We start from the raw sequence: 20,451 nt of genomic DNA on the forward strand, positions 1-20,451 counted from the left end.
CGCAGCGGAGGCGGCGAACAGGGTTCTCCTTGCGATTGAGCAATCGCGCGACGCGATGGAACGTGCGGAGGCCGGCGACCGCAGTCCGGACAAAATGGCGGCGCTTAGACAGGAGCTCGACTCGCGGTTCATTCAGGCTGCCGAGCTCGGCGCCAACGGCAACGGGCTCATAGGCGAAGTTGCCGAAGTTGACGAGGAACTGAACACCGTATTGCAGGCGGTGGAACGTCAGCGGCATAAGGCCAATCGCGAAAGAGCGTCAGCCAGTTCCGAGCGATCCGAGGCGGCACGCGATCCGGACGGGGGTTCGGCATCTCAAAGACGCAGCACAGAGCGACAGCCGACTGAACGACAGGATGCTGCTGCACACCGCGAAATCGGCGACAGCACACGTGGCGACCCCATCAAGCAGCATGTTCCCCGTCTGGAGGAACTGCAGCGGGAAGCTGATGAACAAAGAGCACACGATCGCGATGATCGCGGGGAGCGATAGAATCGGAGGCGGTGTGATGTCGAGAGATGAGCGGCGCATGACTGTCGTTGAAGACAATTCCAAGGCTAACTGCCGGGCTCGGACGCCAGGTTTTTTGTGGTATCCGCCAGTCGACCCTTCGAAAGGAAACCTCGTTGGCCGCAACGGATATGTCGGTCTAGCCGACCCAGATCGTCCAATATCCCATTGGTAAACAACGAACAATTGGCCATAGCAACTGCCGAGGGTCGTTCAATGAGATCTTGCGGCTTTCGCCGCGCCTGCGCACCCGCACCTTCGCACTGATCCAGTTGCCGGCGGAGGATGATGAAGATGGTGGCAACATGGCGGCGGCTGAACGATAGCTGCTAATAACGCGGGCCAACCCGTGCTGCACGCGCCCAAAGAAAAGGAGAGATGCAAAAAGGCAATAACGGAAACGCGCTTTTCGAAGGGTGGCGCAATCTGGGGACCTTGCCACGCTCGGCGGTAGGGTTCAGCAGGCGACAAAGGGCGGAAAGGTTAAGCGCTGATAGGAATGTTCGGTCGCATGCCGTGAAAATTCAACCCAGCTGTTTGTCGAGGGCAGTGAAAGCACTGACATGGGCCTCCTGGGCTGTATCCTCGCTTCTCCGTCGTTACGAACGACGCCTCGGGCGATCGGGTAGAGTCTGCGGTTGTGGGTCTGCATGATCGTACGAAATGCATCGGCGTCGTGGGTGAGCAAGAATCCGTTCAACTGCTTCGGCCCCGAGCGGAATGTGCGTCGGGAACAGCTGCTCACTGATTCGTATCCAGCGGGTCCTGGCCGTTGCAGGTACCGCGACGTTGGCTATTTTTTTCCGGGGTGAGACTGCGTCGACCGCAGCAGATTGTCCCGTAGCCTCGTCACAGATTGCTGCACCGTTGCAAAGTCCTCTCCCAGGCCGGTGGCATCCACCAGCGACCCTGCAGGTTCAGTATCTAGAAGGGCGCGCCCGACGGGCGTCAGGCTTACTCGAACCTGCCTTTCGTCGGCGGGATCGCGCTGGCGCCGGATGTAGCCGATTGACTCGAGTTTCTTGAGAATGGGTGTGAGCGTGTTGGATTCAAGAAACAGCTTTTCGCCAAGCGCACCGACGGTCTGGTCATCCTGTTCAGTAAGAGCCACCATGGCGACATATTGAGTATACGTCAGACCAAGCTTATCGAGGATTGGCTTATACGCGCGACCAAAAGCAAGGTTGGCTGAATAGATCGCGAAGCAAAGAAAATTGGACAGCTTTCGCACCTCATTGGGGACCTCTGAGGAAACGCGCACCGACATATCCGGCGTCCGTGTTGTTTGGGTGGGCATGGGCATTCCTATTCAAAATGACGTTTCATCGCGTCATATATAAATCGTATCCGATTTAATCGCAATGCTATTGACATGGGTTTTCGCTAGATGTATATGAAGCGCACACGATTAAATCGGACACGATATAAATCAACACAAAAGAGGAATTCATCATGACTGAGAAGCTCATTTTTACCGGCAAGACCCATAACATTGGCGGCCGTAACGGCGCCGCCCGCAGCAGCGACGGCCAGCTGGACATCAGGCTGCCGCAACCGCATCCCGCTGCCGAACAGCTCTTCGGTGCCGCCTGGTCGGCCTGCTACATGGGAGCGATCGAAGTCGCCGCCTCCCAGAGAAACATCAAGCTTCAGGCGGGCACCACGGTCGATGCCGAAATCGATCTGAACGCCGATGACGGCTCCTACTTCCTGCGGGCGCGCCTCAATGTCAGCGTGCCAGGGGTCGATCCCGAGGTTGCGCGCGAACTACTCGCTGCGGCACATGGCATCTGCCCCTACTCAAAGGCGGTTCACGGCAACATCGACGTTGCAACGAACCTTCTCTGAACGAAAACGGTCGGGTCTGCCTGCTCTGGCTAGGCAGGCCCGACTCTGACCGAACGGGACACGTTGGGAATCTGCGCGACAACGGCAGAAAACGAAGTCAAATTTGCTGGTCGACGTTCATCTGGAGAAATACTCAATGGTTGCGAACTATACCCACCAATCCCAAGTGCACAGTGAGTTTTCGTTTGTGCTTGACCCAGCCAGCTATGAGCCATTACCCGATGATTGGCTCATCGGGGTAACGGATGTTGTTAACTCGACTGCAGCAATCAGGGCGGGGCGCTATGAAGACGTCAACTACGCCGGTGCGTCCATAATTGCCGCTCTTGGCAACGCCTGGGGCACATTTGATTTCCCGTTTGTATTTCGCGGGGATGGGGCTGCATTTGCTTTGCCGCCGAATGGGCTCATGACGGCGACTTCGGTATTGCGACAGGTCGCGGCCTTTGCAAGAACCGACCTTCATCTTGCTCTACGAACGGGGCTGGTGTCTGTCGCCGAAATACGCGCCAGCGGGCGCGACGTGAGAATCGCGCGATACGCGGCGTCGGAAAATGCCACCTACGCAATGTTTGCCGGGGGAGGGCTCAAATGGGCGGAGCAGCAGATCAAGAAGGGGCGGTATTTGGTAAAGCCAGGCAAATACACGACGAAGCCGGACTTAACCGGACTTACGTGTGAATGGACACCTTTTCCTAGTCAGCAGGGCGAGATTCTATCGCTGTTGGTCGAGCCTTTTGAACACACAGACCCCGAAGCCTTTGCTGCGCTGGCCAGGCGTGTGCTCGCCATTTTTGATGCTGCACCAAGTCGGTCTCATCCAGTTCCCAAGGATATCGCTACCCCTAAGGACAACGATAGGTATCTCGATCCCAAAAGTTGGTCGGAAATAGTCTACAATTCGGATTTCCGTAAATATGATGATGGTTTGCGTCTGACGCTGGACAGCACACTCAAACAAATCGAAGCAGTTGAATCCATCCTTCTTGCGGCAAAATCACGTGGCGACATCAACTTCGGACTGCATAGACAGTCTCATGCACTCATGACCTGTCTTGTGCCTTCAGGCAGACCGGATTCGCATTTGCATTTCTTGGACGGAATGGATGGTGGATACACCAGCGCGGCCGAAATGATGGAGGCAAGTGAACTTCCTTTGGCGTCATCGTCATAACTGGCACGCAGCATGGCATGCCTTGCACTCCAGTACGTCGGACGCAAATTCATGGGGTTACAAGCGTTCCGCAGGACAATTCTCGACCGCCAAAGTCGCTTGGTTCAACATGCGGCAGCCGGTGGCTGTAAGGACGCCCACGTTGAACACTGGGTATTGGACTAAACAATGGGTTCAACGGCAGCACGGCACGCTGTCCCCGTTCCGTTTATCCCAATCCTTCGATGAAGCTACGATAATTGCAGCCAACCACCGGTGAATCCCGCCTTTCGCAGACCCTCGACAATGAGCGGGCATTTCTTCATCAACCCCCAAAGAAATCCGGTGCGGTAGTTCTCGATCATCAACACGATCGGTCCTTGATCGAGTCCGTAATAGCCCTTCGATATCCAACCCGGCTTACTTTGATTTCCCGACTCGAAGGTGGGATTAAAGCTGCACTTGAAGCCGTACTTGCTGGTCACTTCGGGGTATACTTCATTGAAGTGCCGCAGCGCTGGGAAGACGATCTCGGGGGCGAAAGGTAGCGATGCAATCACGGCCCAGGGCGCGATGGTGCCATCGTCCGGACCATACGGGATGCCGCGCGCTGTGTAGTCAAAAAAGCAGCGATCAACGCCGTCGAACTTCATGCAGATTGGACCGGGACCATCACTCGCGGTGATGCCCCAGCAATGCTCGCTGTACCCCTTGTAGTCCATTGGATTGCGGATCGCGTATTGTTGTTGTGCATAGGTTGCACGGCGGCTGTTCTCGAAATAATCGATCCCTTTCTCACGCATGAATTCGTCCTGAATGCCGCGAAAGTCGATCCATATGTGTGAAAGCTGATGAATGAATAGTGGGCCAGCATAGAGAAAATCCGTGTCGTAGAGCTGCTTCCAGCAGTAGGTCCGCGTTTGGGCCTTGTAGCTCTCGGCCGGAACTGGATGGGTCGGCGAAGCCAGTGCCAATGCGTAAAGAATCAGGGCTTCATTATAGCCCTCCCACCGATACGGCAGAAACCCGCACTCCGGCTTCCAACCCATCGATACGGTCTCGCCGGCGTTAAGCGCCCACTGCCAATCGACCCGGGCATAGAGCTCATCAGCCAGCGAACGTATTTCGCACTCGTCGGGCGCATCTCCATCAAAATACGCAGCGGAGGCCAGCATGCCAGCGAGTAGAAATGTCGAATCAATCGTCGATAACTCCGACTCCCAGGCGCGACGGCCCGTGTCCATGTATAGAAAGTGGTAATAAAAGCCCTTGTATCCGGTCGCATCCGCATCCTCGCTCTGCTCGCTCTCGCTGAAGAATCGTAGTGTCGCCAGTGTGCGTTTGATAGCTTCGGCGCGTGTGATAAAACCGCGCTCGACGCCGATCGTGTAAGCCGTCAGCGCAAACCCTATCGGAGCAATGCTGGCATGCGAGTCTTTGCGCGTATTATCGGGGACCATCCCATTGGCGCGATTGCTCTCTTTCAAGAAATATTCGAACGTAAGCCGTTGGAGTTTGTTCAACGTTGCCTCAATCTGACTCATATACGAACACCTCCATCTTGCCGTTTCAATGCGAAGTCTAAGATGAATTAGACCTCCGCGACCGAATAATATTCTGACGCTGGTCCACAGGATGCGCAAACGACAGGTGCCGTGTGCCAATATTCCGGCTCGTCCACCTGTCAAAACAGTTCAATATCTTGGCTGCATGAAATGGGCTGAATAATGCCGCTTCAAGCGAATTGCGTCAAAGCTTGAGACTGAGCACTTTTTTCTCAATGGCAAGGATAACAGCAAAGTACTCGTGCCTTGCCCTGCTCACAGTTTGGCGCCAGCATCAATTTACCCGAAATACATTATTATCGGACCGCTGACCGCTGAAATCCGGCATGGTTAGATGCAGTGCGACGCCGGCCGTAACTTGCGTGACAACAAACAATATTCTTGTCCCGATTTCGGCCTAGCTCAATTCCACGTATGCAAACAAGTCTTCCAAGAACCATCGGGTTGCCTCCGGAAGATGGTGACGATCGTGCCCTCAAAGCGCAAGGCCTTTCCGTCTTCGCCCGAACCGGTCGCCCACCACTTGCCGCTGGAATAGGCCATGTCGCCGCCATCTTGGGCATCGAGCAGTTCGATACCATGTTCCCTGACTCCAGCCGATATGAAACCGGCCCAGAAATCGGCAATTGCGGCCGTTCCCTTCACGACGGCATGGGCGGGCGGCAATACAGTTCCATCCGACGTATAAAGCGCCGCCACCGCTGCTGCATCTCCGCCGTTGAAAGCTGCATTCCAGCGGTCCTGTGCTTCTTTCACGATCGTATTAATGTCTGATTCCAACATGATCTCCTCCCAGTTCCTTGGCTATGCTGATCCCACTGTCGCTGCAAGCAATTGCGCGGCCTTCATGTCCGGCAACGTCGATCCTTCTGTGAAGCTCGAGAAAATCTCAGCAAGCTGCTTGCGTGCATTGATTTCGGAACCGCCGGCGCGTACCAGTCCTATTGCCGCGCGAAGCTGCCAAAAGCGCGCATCCTGTGAACGTGCGGTGGTCAGAGCATCCCCCGCCTGTTCAGGCCCAAGCTGAAGCAGGGCCTCTCCCTGGAGACGAAACACCTCGGATGCGAACCAGCGCTCGTTAGTCTTTTCGATGACCTCTTGCGCCTCTTTGAGCAGCGTGAGTGCCGCTGCAGGATCGCCGGCTTTAAGCTCGATCTGCGCCAAGAGGGCAGCGAAGTAGGGCCACATGTATTGCGCGCCGGTGCTCCGCCACTCGCAGACACCCCTGTGCAACTCGGCGCGGCCGCGCTCTGTTTCGCCTTCGGCCGCGACCACCCACGCCTGCAAAATCGTGGCTCCAGCCTGCCAGAACCGAAATCCGCCCTCTGCCGATATCTGCGCAAGTTCGGCGGCACGGAGCTTCACTCCGGTAGCATCGCCGAGGATTTGGCGCATCACACCCCCAAAGAACAGCGGCAGTGCGAGGCTGTTGCGGTGTCCGATTCTCCTGGCTTCTCCTGCTGCCTCCTCATTTGCCGCAAGTGCCTGGTCCGGCAGACCTAGGGCCAACAGCGCCCGCGCCAGATAGTCGAGACACACGACATGCGGGTCGAAAGCGTACACGAATGCCGGAGACCGGTGCTCCTGCGGATCATAAAGAGCCAGCGCTTCCGTCAGATGAGCGCGTGCGCGGGAAAATTCGCCAGCAGGCAGGGCGCTGACGCCGGCCGCGCGATGAGCGAAGAACGAAAGGCCGCGGTCATTGTTGCCATGGGCCAATTCAAGCAGTCTCTCCGCATCACGTCGTGCTTCGGCCAGTTGGGCGGCATAAAGATGAAAAAGGCAGAGGCCATAAACGACCGGAAAGAGTTGTTGTATCTCACCCAGTTCCTCGCATAGTTCCTGTGCCCGCAGGTAAGCCGTACCAGTTTCGGGAGCGGCAAATCCGTGAAATGCTACTAACGTACTGCCTAGTGCCACCTGAATCGAAAGCTCACGCCGTGCACGCTCCTTTGATGGGGAAAGACCCTTCAATCCGGTTAGCGCATTCCCGAATCGAACAAGCGCTTCCGAAAGGGACGAACGCGACAGGGCACGCCGTCCGGCTAGTTCGTGATACTCCGCGGCTTTTTCAACAAGCGAAGCTTGGCCGAAATGATGTGCAAGCAATTCAGGTTCCGTCGCAGTGATCTCGGGAAAGCGGTCTTCCAGTATGTGCGCGATGCGGGCGTGCAGTTGTTGTCGGCGGCTCAAAAGCAGGCTGCCGTATGCGGCATCCTGAACCAGCGCGTGTTTGAAGGTGTAGCTGACCTGGCTCTCACCGCCTCGACGGAACACCAGGCCGGCTGTCACGAGCTGCTCTGTTGCCCGTTCAAGCTCGACTTCCGAAAAGCCGGAGGCAGCGGCGAGCAATTCGTGGCTAAAGTCCCGCCCGATTACGGCACCGATCTGGGCGACCTCCCTAACCGAGGCGAGCCGGTCGAGACGGGCCATCAAGGAGTCATGAAGGGTTGCGGGAACGGCAAGCGGGGGTAGCGGGCCCGACAATTTGTAGTCGTCACCGCTCTCGCTGAGCAGGCCAGATTCCAGGATGACCTTGGTCAACTCCTCGATGAACAGCGGTACGCCTTCGGTCTTCGAAAGAATCTGGTCGAGAACGGACGACGGGAGTTGCTTTCCGCCCGTCATAACCGTGATGATGGAAGCCGCTTGGGCTCGGCTTAACCTGTTCAACGTCAGCACAGTCGCATGGGGAAATCCGTTCCAACGTAGAATTCCTTCCGGACGAGAGGTGGCAACAAGCATGATCGGGAGTCGCTGCATGCGGTCCACGATGACATCAAAGAGTTCCGCAGAAACCGGATCAAGATGGTGGGCGTCCTCAAGCAGCATGAGGACAGGCTTATTTCTTGCGAGCGCCTCGAGCTGTTCGATTAAAACCTCGAACGTCCGCGCTTTTTGCTTCTGAGGCATTAGGTCGAGCTTTGGATAGCGGTTGTCTGTGGGGATTGAAAGTAGGGCGGCAATTAGGGGAATGGCTTCATGTGGACTTTGCGCCGTTGAAAGTGCTTCCTCCAGGAACATTAACTGCTTTTCTGGCGGGTCGGTTCGATTGATGTCCGCGGCCCGCAACAGTTGGTCTGCTACAGGATAAAGTGCGGTCTCGGTATGAAACGGTGAACAAAAGTAGCGCAGATATGTGATAGCCTCTTCTTTGAGGCGCTCACGAAGCTCCTGAAGAATGCGTGACTTGCCAATCCCCGCTTCTCCGAACAGCTCCACGACTTGTCCTTCCCCAGATGCAGCAAGGTTCCATCTCTCGACCAGGAGGGCAATCTCCGGGTCGCGACCGGCCAGTGGCGCTGTACCTCCAACATGAAGAGCGTCGAAACGGCTTTCCGCCCGATTTTCTCCAATTACGAGGTACGAATTGGTAGGGGTGTCGAAGCCGTGCAACTTTTGAGGACGAATTCGCTTCACCTCGAAAAGCTTCCCCATCAATCGAAAAGTGAGTTCGGATATCAGGACTGTACCTGGTTCAGCGAGCGTCTGCAGACGGGCAGCGAGGTTGGGTGTCTCGCCAACGACGGCGTTCTCCTGTGCGGCACCGGTGCCAATCAGCTCTCCGACGACAACCAGACCCGTTGCTATGCCAACCCGGACGGAAAGGTGCCGGCAGTTATTCGCGGAAAGGCCTTTGACGGTTTCGACGACGGCAAGCCCTGCTCTGACGGCACGTTCCGCTTCGTCCTCATGGGCCTGGGGCCAACCGAAGTAAGCAAGCACCCCATCGCCCATCAGTTTCGCGACATAGCCGTCGAAACGGACAACGTCGCCCGCAACGGCATTTTGGAATTGGCGCAGGACCGCGCCCATTTCTTCGGGGTCGAGCTGGGTGGACAAACCTGTCGAGCCCACGAGATCGACAAACATTACAGTGAGCTGTCGTCTCTCGGCCTCACGAGGGCGATCCGCGAATGATTGGCGCCGGGCAGTGACTGCTTTTTTACCAGTTGAAGATTTCGACGGTGGGGCGTGCTGGTCGCTTTCGAGTGCGGCAATTGCTTCAAGAATCTTCTTTCGGTGGGCAAGAGCAGCGACCCCCAGCTCCTTGAGATCTTCGGCAGTCAACTTTGGCAGCGTCTCGGCGTCAATCGCATTACTATCGAAAGCCGTGGCATATTGCCCAAGCCCCAAACTCTCCAGCCATGACGCAATGATCATCGGAGGCCCCTCTCAGAACGACCATCCTAAACCTACCAGTGTACATGATCCAAATGCAAAAATCACTGCATGGCGTTGCCGACTACTTCGATCGACTGTGCGCCAATTGCGGCGCTGTTTGTTCATGAATTGAAAACGTGTTCGATCGGGTCGGCCTCACTTGTGCAAGAACCCAATGTCGAGATCGATCTTGGCTTGAAGATGCCTGAAGCGGCAGGAAATGCGTCCGATGCTCTAGTCACTCAGGAACGATCCTAAACGCCTGCAAAGGTGATCCATCACCGCTCCACTCTTCTTGCTTCATCGGCCGTAAGCGCGCTCTCTCGCGTGCCGGAAACGATAATCTCCAAGACCTCATGTTCGTCGGTATTCTTGATGTAGCGGTCGCCGACGTACTCGCCTCGCTTAAGCACCATGACGCGATCGCCCACGGCGAAAATGTCGACGAGGCGGTGTGAGATGATAATCTGGGCGACACCCTGCTTCTTTAGCTCAAGCATGGTTTCGAGGAGGCGCTCGGTCGCCATCACCGAAAGGTTGGCGGTGGGCTCGTCGAGGATCACGACGCGCGGCTCGAACGAGATGGCGCGGGCGATGGCCACAGATTGCTGGCGGCCGCCCGACAGGCTTTCGACCTTCTGATACACGGAGTTCACATCGACTTTGAGCCGTTTGAGCACACGGTCAGCTTCCGCATACATCTTCCGCCGATTGACGAATGGCCCCTTGAGCGGCCAGCGGCCAAGAAAGATATTCTGGCCGACGTCCATGTTCCCGCACAGCGCAAAATCCTGGTAGATCATCTCGATACCGGCGTCTCGGCTCTCGTGCGGACTCTTGAAGTGGACCGGCTGCCCGGCCACGAAGATCTCGCCGCCGTCGCGTTGATAGGCGCCGGTCAGTATCTTCATCAGAGTCGACTTGCCGGCGGAGTTGTCGCCGACCAGGCCAAGAATCTCACCAGGATAAAGCATGAGGTCGACCTTGCGGAGCGCTTGCACGGCCCCGAAAGCTTTTTCGATGTTCCGCATCTCGACGATGGGCTCGGGTGGTGTCGCATCAGCCATGAACGGTTTCCGAGGTTCGTGCGCCTCTTGTGAGGCGGGTTCTCAGGCGTCCGAGAATGTTAGCCTGGCGCACCCAGATATCGACGAGCACCGCCACGATAAGGATGACGCCGATGAAAACATTGATCCAGTGCTGCGGCATGCTGAACCCTTGGACATTGAGCTGCAAGAGTGCCCGGACGAGCGTGATCACGGCAGCGCCGGCAAGCGCGCCAATCACCGTGCCGTAACCACCAAAGATCGAGCCTCCGCCGATAATCACGGAGGCGATGGCGTCAAGCTCGCGGAACTGGCCGGCGACAGGGTTGAAGCTGCGAAAGTAAGCGACATTGATGATCCCTGCCATGGACGCGCAGAGGGCCGCCAACAACAGCGCGACGAACCGCATGCGATTGGTGTTGATGCCGGCATAGGCTGCGGCTCGGACGTTGCCGCCGGTGGCGTAGACCTTCTGCCCGAACGGCGTGTAGGCAAGTACCACGCCAGCAATCAGCGCGACGATGAGCATCCAGACCGTCTGCACGCTCACCACCTGAGCAACTGAGCGGAGGACACCATCGGCCAGTGATATGCCGAAATGCAGGAGGATGTCGTTCACCTTGCGACCGAGCAGGTTGTAGCCTTCGGGCCAGCCAGTCAGTTGCTGACCAGCCACGAACCAGGCGGCGAGGCCTCGGGCGATATAGAACATGCCGAGCGTCGCGATGAAGGCCGGCAGCTTGAAGCCGACAGTGACGATAGCGTTGACGAGGCCAGCGGTCATCCCTGCGAGCAAGCCCATTGCCACGGCGGTGAAAGGGTCGGCGCCCAGCACCTTGAGGAAATAGGCGGCGGCGCTTCCGGCGAGAGCGAGGACCGCCCCGACTGAAAGATCGATGTCGCCGGCCGCAATCACATAGGTGAGCCCGACCGCAATCAACGCCAGTTCCGTGTAGTTGAGCAGGATCGCGAAGGTATTGGACAGGTTCCACCAATAGTCGGGCCGCAGAATGAGGCCCGTCAACCACAGCAGCGCGGTCAAGAGGATGGCCAGTGCGTCGCGCCGGGCGAGGAACTTGCCGAGCCCCGTGGACGACAACGCCGTATCCGTTATCATCGCCCCCTTGGTCTGGACACCCTCGACCGCGATACCGCCGATCTCGTAGGCGGGGGGCGGCGGCCGGCCGCGAAGCCATGCCCAGAGCCGCGCCGCGACCTGGCGACGAATGAGATAAGGCTCGATGAGCACGGCGAAGACTAGGAGGAGGCCAAGAAATACCAGCACTGCGCCGGCCGGTAGGGTGTACTTGGCGTTGACCGGGATGTTCTGACCGTCGATGACGATGATGCGGGTAATGGGCCAGCCTTCGCGCAATACCTTGTCGATCAGAACGACGAGTGCGGCGCCAAGACACGAACCCACGACACGGCCGCGGCCGCCAAGAATCGAGGCACCGCCGATGATGACGGATGCGATGACGGTGAGTTCCCAGTTCACGCCATATAGCGGGGTCACCCCCTTGTCTTGGGCGGCCGACAAAAGGGCTGCCAGGGTCGCGCAAAGCGAAGAGATCAGATATGCGCGAATGCGCACCCAGTTCGTCGCAATGCCCGCATAGATCGCTGCCTGTTCGTTACCGCCGGTAGCAAATGTCTCGTATCCCCAACGCGTCTTGGCGAGGACGTAAGCGCCGATCGCCATCACCACAATCGCGATCGGAATCTGATTGTTGAAGCCGAAAATGTTGGTTTCGCCGAGATGGAAGAAGAGCGGATGCGCCGCCGCTTTTTCGGAATAATAAATTGCCTGGCCATGCGTAAGTGCGAGGACGAAGCCGCGGCCGATCAAGAGCGTCGTCAAGGTCGCGATGAACGCTGGTACCCTCAGGATGGTAATCAGCACCCCATTTGCCAATCCGATCCCGGCGCCTAGGAGGATGCACAGAACAACTGAAGTCGTGATGCCGAGATCAAGGAAGTTCGGGGCGAACAACCGGGCGAAAACGACGGCGATCAAGCCGTAGATTGAGCCCACCGAAAGATCGAGATCCCTGTTGACGATGACGAAAGTCATTCCAACCGCAATAATCCCAACCCGGGATGTGTCGCGCAGAAGTGCATGAAGCGCCTCCGTTGAACCGAAGAAAGCCGGATTGACGAGCACCCCGCCGAGGTAGAGGAGGGCAAGGAATATGAGGAGTCCGATCTCCCAGCCGCCGGCGAGCTGGGGCGGCGCACGGCCGAGCGATGTGGTCGTGGTGATCGTCATGGCGTTCTTCTGATCCCTGGCCGCCGCAATGCGGGAGAACTCGCGCTCTCCCGCGAATTTGAAGTGTTCCGAGCTACATCAATTCTCGAAGCGCTTGCCGACATTCGCAACCGTTTCCTTCGTCACGAGTTGGGCGCGCGTATCAAGATTGGCGGCCGCAATGCCGCGGTCGATCTGCAGATAGAGCTGCATGACCGGCCAGAACCCCTGCAGGAATGGCTGCTGTCCCAGCGAACCGGTCAGGTTCCCCGCAGCGATACCTTCTTGCTGTGCTGGTCCGAGGTCAAAACCATAGGCGCAGAGCTTGCCGGTTTTCTTCATCTGTTCGACCGCTTTGACGAGCGGCGGCGTGAAGACGTTGTTGGCGGTGAAAGCACCGACCACATCACCACGCGACTCGAAGAGCGTAACAAGCGCGTTGACGGGGTCATTTGGGTTCGTGTCGATGCCCACGTTCTCCGGACCGGCGTCGACCTTGAATGCCTCGAGCTTGCCGGCGTCCTTCAACGTCTTGACAATTGCGTTGAAGGCGGCGGTCACACGATTGTTCACCTCAATATTGCCCATTGCGGTAGAGGACGGCAGCACGATCGAGCCGCTGGTCGCGCCACTCGCGAGGACGCAATTGGCGAGCGCCTCACCTCCGATTGCCGCAGCCGACGCGTCCTGGCCGGTGTGGCTGATGGCGCTCCGGTGCAAGATGTTTGCGTCGAACGAATTAGTGGTGGCGACCGGGATACCATTTGCTTCGGCGGTTTTGACAATGTCGTTATAGGCGCCGACCTGTGGTGTGGTCATGATTATCCCGTCGATAGTCGGATCCTGCACGATCTGGTTCAGGATTTCGATTTCGCGTGCAGGATCATCTACTGGCGATTCCGAGCCAAGCAGCAGGATCTTGGCGCCGATCATGTTGCCGGCGACAGTTGCGCCAACATAGACGGGGTCAAAGAAGCCATTGCCGGCGGTGTGCGTTACAATCGCAAAGGTCAAATGACCGTCGGCCGAATGGAAATCCTTGGTACCGGGTGCCTCCTTTGCGGCTTCATTAAAATTATAGCCGCCAACTGCTTTCTCGACACTCCCGGATTGTGCGAAGGCGTGCGTGACGCCGAGCGATAACGCCGCGGCGCAAGCCGCGAGCAAGAAATTACGCCCCATGACTGATCCTCCCTTTTCAACCAAGGGCGAAAGCCGTTCGGGCGCACTTATCGAGAGGGGTCCGAATGCTTCCTCCCACTTTGTTATATTCTGCGCAAATGCGGTCCAAGTAAATGGTGTACTTACTGTACCCGCGCATTTGTTCAACTGCACCTGCTATACGCTTGCTTTCCGGTAGAAAGTGCAATTCGACATTGGCGTCGTCTCAACCAAAGAACTATTTCATACTGTACTTAAACCAGGCGTGTTTTCGCTATTTCCAGCGCACGGCACGTGACGTTCATGAGCTGACGAATGCCAGCGCCGAAACGACGCCTCTTCATGGTTTATCTGGGGCTGGTTGGATTCAACCACTGGCTCGCCCACGGCAGGCGGAACGGCTTGATCATCCACGCCCAACGCAACAGGTTCTTCAGAAATTCATTAGCCAACAAACCTGCGGCAACGCCGCCGAAGATCGATGCTGCAGTGAAAATCGACCAGGGCAGCATGCCTTCAAGTGGCGTTAGTATCAACTCAGGTACGAACCTATGGAAAAGATAGATATGGTAGCTTGCGGCGGAGATCGGAAGCACGAGATGGACGATACGCCGCGGCAACGATACACGGGGAGCGGATAGCAGGGCAGCGAGAAGCGCGAACTGGAGCATATATTTGACCCAGGAGCCGATCCAGTTGCCACCGGAATAGGCAACCAGCGGAAAAATGGCTGCAGCAGCTGCCAGCACCAATAGCTTTCTGAAGAAATTGTCGGCAAAATATGCCAACCAACCAAAGGCTGCGAGATAAAGCACCCATGGCACCGTAAAAATTTGTCGGTCCCCGATCGGCCAGGCCAATGGCCCCATAAACCGAATTGCCAGCGCCGCTGCAAGAAATGACATCCCAAAGGAATACGGACTTCTCGCGGCGGTATTCCGGATGGTTGGAATGGCGAATAGTCCAATCCAGATCAGCATCATCTGGACATAGGCTTCAACGAACCAATACAGCAAGGGAACCATCGTTCCGTTGGCCGGATCGGCGAAACCGAAGTTGCCGACAAGGAGCACTGACGTCCACGGCACCTTGCCCCACGCAAGGCCGTAAACGGCAACAATCAGATAATAGGGCGCAAGGACAGTTATGATGGGCCGTGCAAAAGCAGTGAGATTACCGGAAAACAAATTGCCGCTCTGGAAGCGGGCGAGACCGTAGCCGATCAACATGACCATGGCGGCAGCACCGCCTGGAATTGGCCAAAGGGTTGCGTGTTGGACGACGACGCAAAGGATAGCCAACGTGCGGATCAGCAGATCCGTTCCTACGGTCTGCATCCCGGTCTTGGCCTGTCCCATGGTGGAGAGCTCAGCGATTGATCTGTTCTCCCAGTTCTCGGGCAGCTGGTGCAGGACTCGCTCGAGTTCCAAGGACAAGCGGACGTAGCGTAACGAGTCACCGCCCAGCGATACGAAGGTGTCATTGTCGGCGACGGTCAGCGGTAAGAACGCTTCCCTGAACGCTGTTCTCACGCTCAGCGTTTTGCGGGTCTGCTTCTGGCCAAAACGCATTCTCAACTGTTGATAGTCAACCTTGCCCGATGGAAGGCGAGGCAGTATTCCCTGCCGGCTGGCTTCGACGTGGAGGGCGGTCAGCCCGCTCGCCTGGACCAGCGCGTTGCGTACAGTATCTTCTGAATGCGATGACGTATAAAAGGCAATGATTGATTGATCATCGCCCAAAACGGCTGCTTGGATCCCCTGCAGTGACAGTGCTTGTTCCAGCAAGTCGTGACCGATGCGCAATCCTGCGATCTTCGATATACGACTGCGGCGACCGACAATGCGGTAAAATCCACGCTTGTCCCGTATCGCCAGATCTCCTGTTTTCAGTTCCGTCAGTTCCGCGCCGCGGCTCAAGTCGCTCCGGCTCGATGCGTAGCCCATCATGATATTGGGCCCGCTATAGATCAATTCACCGGGGGTTTCGGCTCCATGGATCACCATCCCATATTCATCCGCCAGGCCCAGTTCCCCTCCCGGGATTGCAATCCCGATGCCGTGCGGGTTTTCCACCACCAGGTGAGGCGGAACATAAGCCATTCTCGCCGTGGCCTCGGTCTGCCCATACATGACAAAGAGTTCCTTGCCCTGCCGTGATAGGTGGCTGCCATAAAGACGCACCAGATCGGCGGGCAATCGTCCGCCGGCCACGGTCAACATCCTCAGGTTCGGCAGGTTTTCCTGGCGAAAACCGATCTGCTCGAATAGTTCGAAAGAATACGGAACTCCGGAAATGTTTGTACAACGGCTCTCTCGCAGGTCCTCGACGAAACCGGTGTCGAGGATTGATTTGCGCGGAACAAAGACGCTGGCGTGCGCGGCCAGGTGGGAATTCAGAACCGAAAGGCCGTAAGAATAGTGAAGTGGCAGTATTAACGCGCTGCGGTCGTTGTATGTGAGATGGAGGAAATGAACAATAGAATCCGCATTGGCTTCTACGTTCCTTCCCGAAAGCCGCACGAACTTGCCCTGACCGGTGCTGCCGGATGTCGAGAGCAGCAAGGTGAGATCAGGATGCAGGGTTTCACACGATGGGTGAGCTGTGTGGTCGGTGAGCCAGCGGTCTCCAATTTTGCGAAAGCAGATATCAGGTCCGTATAATTTCTGAAAACTGGCAGCCGCACGCGTGTCGCCCGGCGGCAGCAGCGCGACGGCATGCCCGCCGGCAAGCGCCGCGAGATAGGCGATGATCGCGTGTTCGGAAAGACTGGCTTCTATGGCAATCAACCGCTTTTCGCCGCCAAACGACGTCGCCAAAGTCGCGACCCGCTGCGCAAGTTGATCATAGGTTATGACAGCCCGGCCGGGGAATATCAGGGCGGGCGATTGGCCGCCGTCGGACAGGTGGCCGACAAAATTTGGAACCATTGAAATGTCCGATCCCACCTTCCGAAACAATACTGACGATATGAATGGATGGGCTGATACGTTTCTGGAGTGTAATAGTCAATTTATGTTGCAGGTCACACACGCATTTGCTGCTTCGCTGTTGTCCTGCACCGGCAGCCTCGTCCTTATGCAAGCAAAATTCTGAAAGTGGTACTAAGCACTTCTCCAGTTCTCCTGCGAATGAGCTAGTACTTTTTAACTACACAAGACTGATGGACAAAAAAGAAATTTGCAATGTCCGTGTAATGTTTAAAATAACGCTAATTCTTTATTTGACAATTAGTTCTCGAAATGACCTACTATCCTGTCAAATGAAACCTAGTCCTGCGTGGGGGAATATGCGCATCAATGGTAGGTTTGCCTCAAAATGGTTGCTTGGGACACTAAGCAGCGACGCGATCCCCGGATTTGATTTTCTTCACGCCGGCACTGGCAAAGGTGCGCTGAACTATGTCGTGGCCTACGCCGGTAACAATAATGATGTCATTTAGGCGCCCATCAGAGGTAAATGTAACTCTTGAAGACGTTCCGGGTCATCGGCGTTACTGCGGTCGACGCGGCGGAGTAGTGGCACTTTATTCTGATCGGTTCGTCGATACCGCGTTGAAAGTAAGCAGATGAACTCGATGTCCAGGTTATATTCGGGACCATTCCCGTCGACTGCCGCTGATTTCTCCGCGCATAATGCTGTTGCTGGTATTTTTATCCCTCCGCTACCTGTGGCCAATCGGAAATTGAGTGAACACGTTGTCGCCGGCGGATTGCCGGGCCGCCACCTGATTGCAGACTTCTATGATGCGTCGGCTCTCGAGGACATAGCGCGAATCGAGTGTGGATTTCGGGACGCCATCAGCCAGTCGGGAGCGACGCTGCTCCATTTGCACTTCCATAGATTTGGCGGAGGAGGGGTTACCGGGGCTGCAATCCTTGCTGAGAGCCACATGACGGTTCATACATGGCCAGAGAAGAGCTTTTGCGCGATCGACATCTTCATGTGCGGCGCTTGCGATCCCCGAAGTTGCTTGCCCGCCATGGTCGGAGTGTTCAGCCCGCGCCGTATCGGCATAGTTCAGATGACGCGGGGCCTCTGCGTATGTGACGCCGGCGCAGGGTGTTCATCGTGACTTGTTCGCCGCATGAGGCTACTCCATCGTCACCGGAGGACGGTGAGCGATCTTATTCTCTTCCGCCCCTGCCACCAGGTTATTTCTACGCCGATGCCGCTGCCTACCAATTGCCGCTCCGCGAAGGCATGTATGTTGTCGAAATGGCTGATCCTGTTGATCGATATCACTATAGGGTCAAGTCGATTCTCTGCTCGCAAAAAACGGCTTTCCAGAGCGTCGTTATAGCAGACACGTACAACCACGGCGTTGCATTGTATCTGGATGGCGTGATTCAGAGTGCGGCTCACGATGAGGACCTCTACCACGAAATGCTCGTCCAGCCGGCGATGCTGCTACACGAAAAGCCGGCGGACGTCTTAATCATTGGCGGCGGGGAAGGAGCTACTTTGCGCGAAGTCCTTGCGCATCGCACGGTTCGAAAGGCGGTTATGGTCGATATCGACCAAGAAGCTGTAGAACTCTGCCGACTGCACCTGACTGAATGGCATTGTGGCGCGTTCGAGGACCCGCGCGCGGAAATCCACTTTCGGGATGGACGTGAATTTATTGAGAACGATGATCGGCAATATGATGTCGTGATCGTGGATGTAGTCGATATGCTGGACAACGGCCCTGCCCAGCGACTCTACACACGGCAGTTTTATGAACTAATCAAAAAGCGGCTTCGCCCCGGCGGAATTTTGGCTATCCAAGGGCTTGAGTTCTCAATCAATCATTGGAAGGACCACACCGCGTTGAGGCGCACTCTGCAGACAGTTTTTGCGAACGTCGGTAGCTATCATCTGAATATCCCGTCATTCCTCTGCTCGTGGGGCTTTCTGATGGCGTCGGATCGGATCGATGCCCTTGACCTTGTCTCTCCGTTGGACATCGAGGGTCGGATTTCTGCCAAGCTCGATCCTGATTGGCTGGATCATTTGACCGGAGAGCTTTTGCACGCAAGCTTCTGCAATTGTCGAGAATTGAAGCTTTATCTCTCGCTCCCTGGCCCGATTGTGGACGATGATGATCGATATGTGAGACTTCCGGACATACAGGAGGTTGATCCCACATGGGAGAGACTTCGATTGGTACGAGACGATTGGTGGCCGTAGCTTCGCTCAAACCACGTGCGTGGCTGCTGACCTTTCGTTCCGGGTCATCGAAGAACGAGGGCGAAGAGATCAGGCTGGATCTGCCGGAGCCTGTCCTGGCCTTATTTGAAGAACTCCCGAATCCCGATTGCTTGCTTGACGGCGGGACGCTTCCATCGGTCACTACGCCGCCCTCGCACGATTGCGAGATTATCTTCCTGCCTGCAGGTTCCGCGACGCCGTTCCCACTGCAGAAGGCCGCTGAGGGTTGGATAGCTGAAGACCCATCCGGCACCGGCGCTCGGCAATCAGTAATTGAGATCTCATTTCAAGGAGCCCGCGTTTTACGCGCAGTAGGCAAGATCGTCATCGTTGGGGATCAGGATTGGCCGGTCAGGAAGGGAATCGCCCAATTTGAATGGATATGCAAACAACTATGTCGTCTGGAGGAGTGCATAGTAAACCAATGGGAAACTTCGGGCGAAGATGCAACCTTCTTCTACTTGAGCCGCGCTGGACGTTCTTTCCAGCAACGAGCAGGTGTTACCGCCGCCCAAACCAGTGCGGCAAAGTATTGGCTAATCCGCGCGGAGACGTTGCTCGATCGCTCTGATCTGATCGCGCCGCCAATTGCTCGACGCGTATTTCTTGAGCTGTGCTTGAGGACCGAGATTGCCGCGCGTATGAAGGCGGCAGAAAGAGCGGTCGACGCAATTCACTTGCTTTACGAACAAGCTTTTATGCGGCTAAGTGAAAAGCGGGAGGCTGGAAGAAGTCTCTTGATCGAAATCTTCATCCTGCTCGCAATCCTGGCCGAGGTCGCATTGTATGTCTGGGAGCTCTGGTTTTAATCTCTACCCCAGTATTTCATGGGTTTCATGACGGTAAATGTTGCGGGACTTCGCACTTCGCAAACGGCAGCCTGGAATCAAAATCCAGATCCTCGTTTAGCCTTGTTCACGAGATCTAACACTTGCCGCTGTCCCAGGACGAGCGAGTATAGCCGAGGGATTGCGCCGCTCGCTTCTCGGCGGACGTAAGCTCCGACCAATCCTTGTTGGATGTCGGGGACTCACGGTTTCCGTCCCACAGCCTTTGCGAGTAGCCGAGGACCTCCCAAGCAGACTTCTCGACCGGGCTGAGTTCCGCCCAATCATAGTCCTTGTACTCGCAGACGTTTGCCGCATGGCCTGGTGTTGGCACCAAAGTGAAAATGAAAGCGACGGAAATAGCGATGGACAGAAATACTGACTTTGCTCGACCAGTGTGAAACATCAGACTTTCCTATCTCAAGAATGAAAGGGTCACGCCTTGTCGACTCTACCTGGCAACATTTGATCGTCAATAGCGAAGTTAATTTGAAGTGGCCTTCAGCGAAGGCGTTTATCCTTGGGTTTCACCTAAAAGTAAGGACGAATACACGATGGACGGCTCAACAAAGTGGTAACTCGCATCCTGATCATTACTGTGCCGCCGCTATCCCAATTGCGCTTAACGCTCAGCGCAACCAGCCTGTGCATTGCCGTGATTAGAATTTGTGTATTGCCAAAAAAAGCGGCAAATTTGATTGGTGAACTTTTGGCTCAGGAGAATTGGAGGGGAGA

The 20,451-nt window shown here is 56.2% G+C and carries 14 protein-coding genes and 1 pseudogene; 6 read left to right on the forward strand and 9 right to left on the reverse strand.

Features of this window, described 5'->3' with window-relative positions; genetic code table 11:
* Nucleotides 1-493 (forward strand): annotated as a pseudogene (locus CU103_RS31465) (hypothetical protein); the annotation flags it as partial.
* Between the two features lie 811 nt (nt 494-1,304).
* Here CU103_RS31465 and CU103_RS18450 read toward each other — a convergent pair.
* On the reverse strand, nt 1,305-1,778 hold the full coding sequence (locus CU103_RS18450) for a MarR family winged helix-turn-helix transcriptional regulator (protein ID WP_245448881.1): 474 nt from the start codon (nt 1,776-1,778) through the stop codon (nt 1,305-1,307).
* A 185-nt stretch (nt 1,779-1,963) separates the two neighbouring features.
* On the opposite strand from CU103_RS18450, the gene CU103_RS18455 reads away from it, so the two are divergent.
* Both CU103_RS18455 and CU103_RS18460 read left to right on the forward strand, forming a co-directional pair.
* Nucleotides 1,964-2,359 (forward strand): Ohr family peroxiredoxin, encoded by a 396-nt coding sequence (locus CU103_RS18455; RefSeq protein WP_106665520.1) that lies wholly within the window; start codon nt 1,964-1,966, stop codon nt 2,357-2,359.
* Between the two features lie 136 nt (nt 2,360-2,495).
* Entirely contained in the window at nt 2,496-3,533 is a 1,038-nt protein-coding gene (locus CU103_RS18460) for a DUF3095 family protein (RefSeq protein WP_106665521.1), read from the forward strand.
* Between the two features lie 230 nt (nt 3,534-3,763).
* Here the strand turns inward: CU103_RS18460 and CU103_RS18465 are convergent, their stop codons facing one another.
* From CU103_RS18465 to CU103_RS18500, 7 genes are all read right to left on the reverse strand, one after another.
* Nucleotides 3,764-5,056, reverse strand: a complete 1,293-nt coding sequence (locus tag CU103_RS18465; RefSeq protein WP_106665522.1) for a glucoamylase family protein — start codon at nt 5,054-5,056, stop codon at nt 3,764-3,766.
* Nucleotides 5,057-5,479: 423 nt separating this feature from the next.
* Entirely contained in the window at nt 5,480-5,860 is a 381-nt protein-coding gene (locus CU103_RS18470; RefSeq protein WP_106665523.1) for a YybH family protein, read from the reverse strand.
* A 21-nt stretch (nt 5,861-5,881) separates the two neighbouring features.
* Nucleotides 5,882-9,241, reverse strand: coding sequence for an adenylate/guanylate cyclase domain-containing protein (locus CU103_RS18475; RefSeq protein ID WP_106665524.1), 3,360 nt, complete (start codon nt 9,239-9,241; stop codon nt 5,882-5,884).
* A 278-nt stretch (nt 9,242-9,519) separates the two neighbouring features.
* Nucleotides 9,520-10,308: an ATP-binding cassette domain-containing protein gene (locus tag CU103_RS18485; RefSeq protein ID WP_106665526.1), complete on the reverse strand. Its 789-nt coding sequence runs from the start codon at nt 10,306-10,308 to the stop codon at nt 9,520-9,522.
* Nucleotides 10,301-12,556 carry an ABC transporter permease gene (locus CU103_RS18490; RefSeq protein WP_106665527.1) on the reverse strand — a complete coding sequence of 752 codons (2,256 nt, stop codon included), beginning with the start codon at nt 12,554-12,556 and terminating at the stop codon, nt 10,301-10,303. The genes CU103_RS18485 and CU103_RS18490 overlap by 8 nt, the downstream gene beginning before the upstream one ends.
* A gap of 78 nt (nt 12,557-12,634) precedes the next feature.
* The gene (locus tag CU103_RS18495; protein WP_106665528.1) at nt 12,635-13,717 is read right to left on the reverse strand and encodes a substrate-binding domain-containing protein; all 1,083 of its coding nucleotides are present in this window, start codon (nt 13,715-13,717) and stop codon (nt 12,635-12,637) included.
* A gap of 326 nt (nt 13,718-14,043) precedes the next feature.
* A complete protein-coding gene (locus CU103_RS18500) occupies nt 14,044-16,626 on the reverse strand; it encodes an AMP-binding protein (RefSeq protein WP_106665529.1) in 2,583 nt (860 codons plus the stop codon).
* Between the two features lie 647 nt (nt 16,627-17,273).
* On the opposite strand from CU103_RS18500, the gene speD reads away from it, so the two are divergent.
* From speD to CU103_RS18515, 3 genes are read left to right on the forward strand one after another with little or no spacing between them, the layout of a single operon-like run.
* Entirely contained in the window at nt 17,274-17,771 is a 498-nt protein-coding gene (gene speD, locus CU103_RS32815) for an adenosylmethionine decarboxylase (RefSeq protein ID WP_106665706.1), read from the forward strand.
* Complete coding sequence (locus CU103_RS18510) at nt 17,759-18,868, forward strand: fused MFS/spermidine synthase (protein ID WP_146147812.1); 1,110 nt, start codon at nt 17,759-17,761, stop codon at nt 18,866-18,868. Before speD ends, CU103_RS18510 begins: the two co-directional genes overlap by 13 nt.
* The gene (locus CU103_RS18515) at nt 18,859-19,698 is read left to right on the forward strand and encodes a hypothetical protein (protein ID WP_146147813.1); all 840 of its coding nucleotides are present in this window, start codon (nt 18,859-18,861) and stop codon (nt 19,696-19,698) included. The genes CU103_RS18510 and CU103_RS18515 overlap by 10 nt, the downstream gene beginning before the upstream one ends.
* Before the next feature lie 115 nt (nt 19,699-19,813).
* Here the strand turns inward: CU103_RS18515 and CU103_RS18520 are convergent, their stop codons facing one another.
* A complete protein-coding gene (locus CU103_RS18520) occupies nt 19,814-20,122 on the reverse strand; it encodes a hypothetical protein (protein WP_106665532.1) in 309 nt (102 codons plus the stop codon).
* Between the last annotated feature and the right edge of the window lie 329 nt (nt 20,123-20,451).

The organism is Phyllobacterium sophorae (assembly GCF_003010965.1).
Classification (GTDB): Bacteria; Pseudomonadota; Alphaproteobacteria; order Rhizobiales; family Rhizobiaceae; genus Phyllobacterium; species Phyllobacterium sophorae.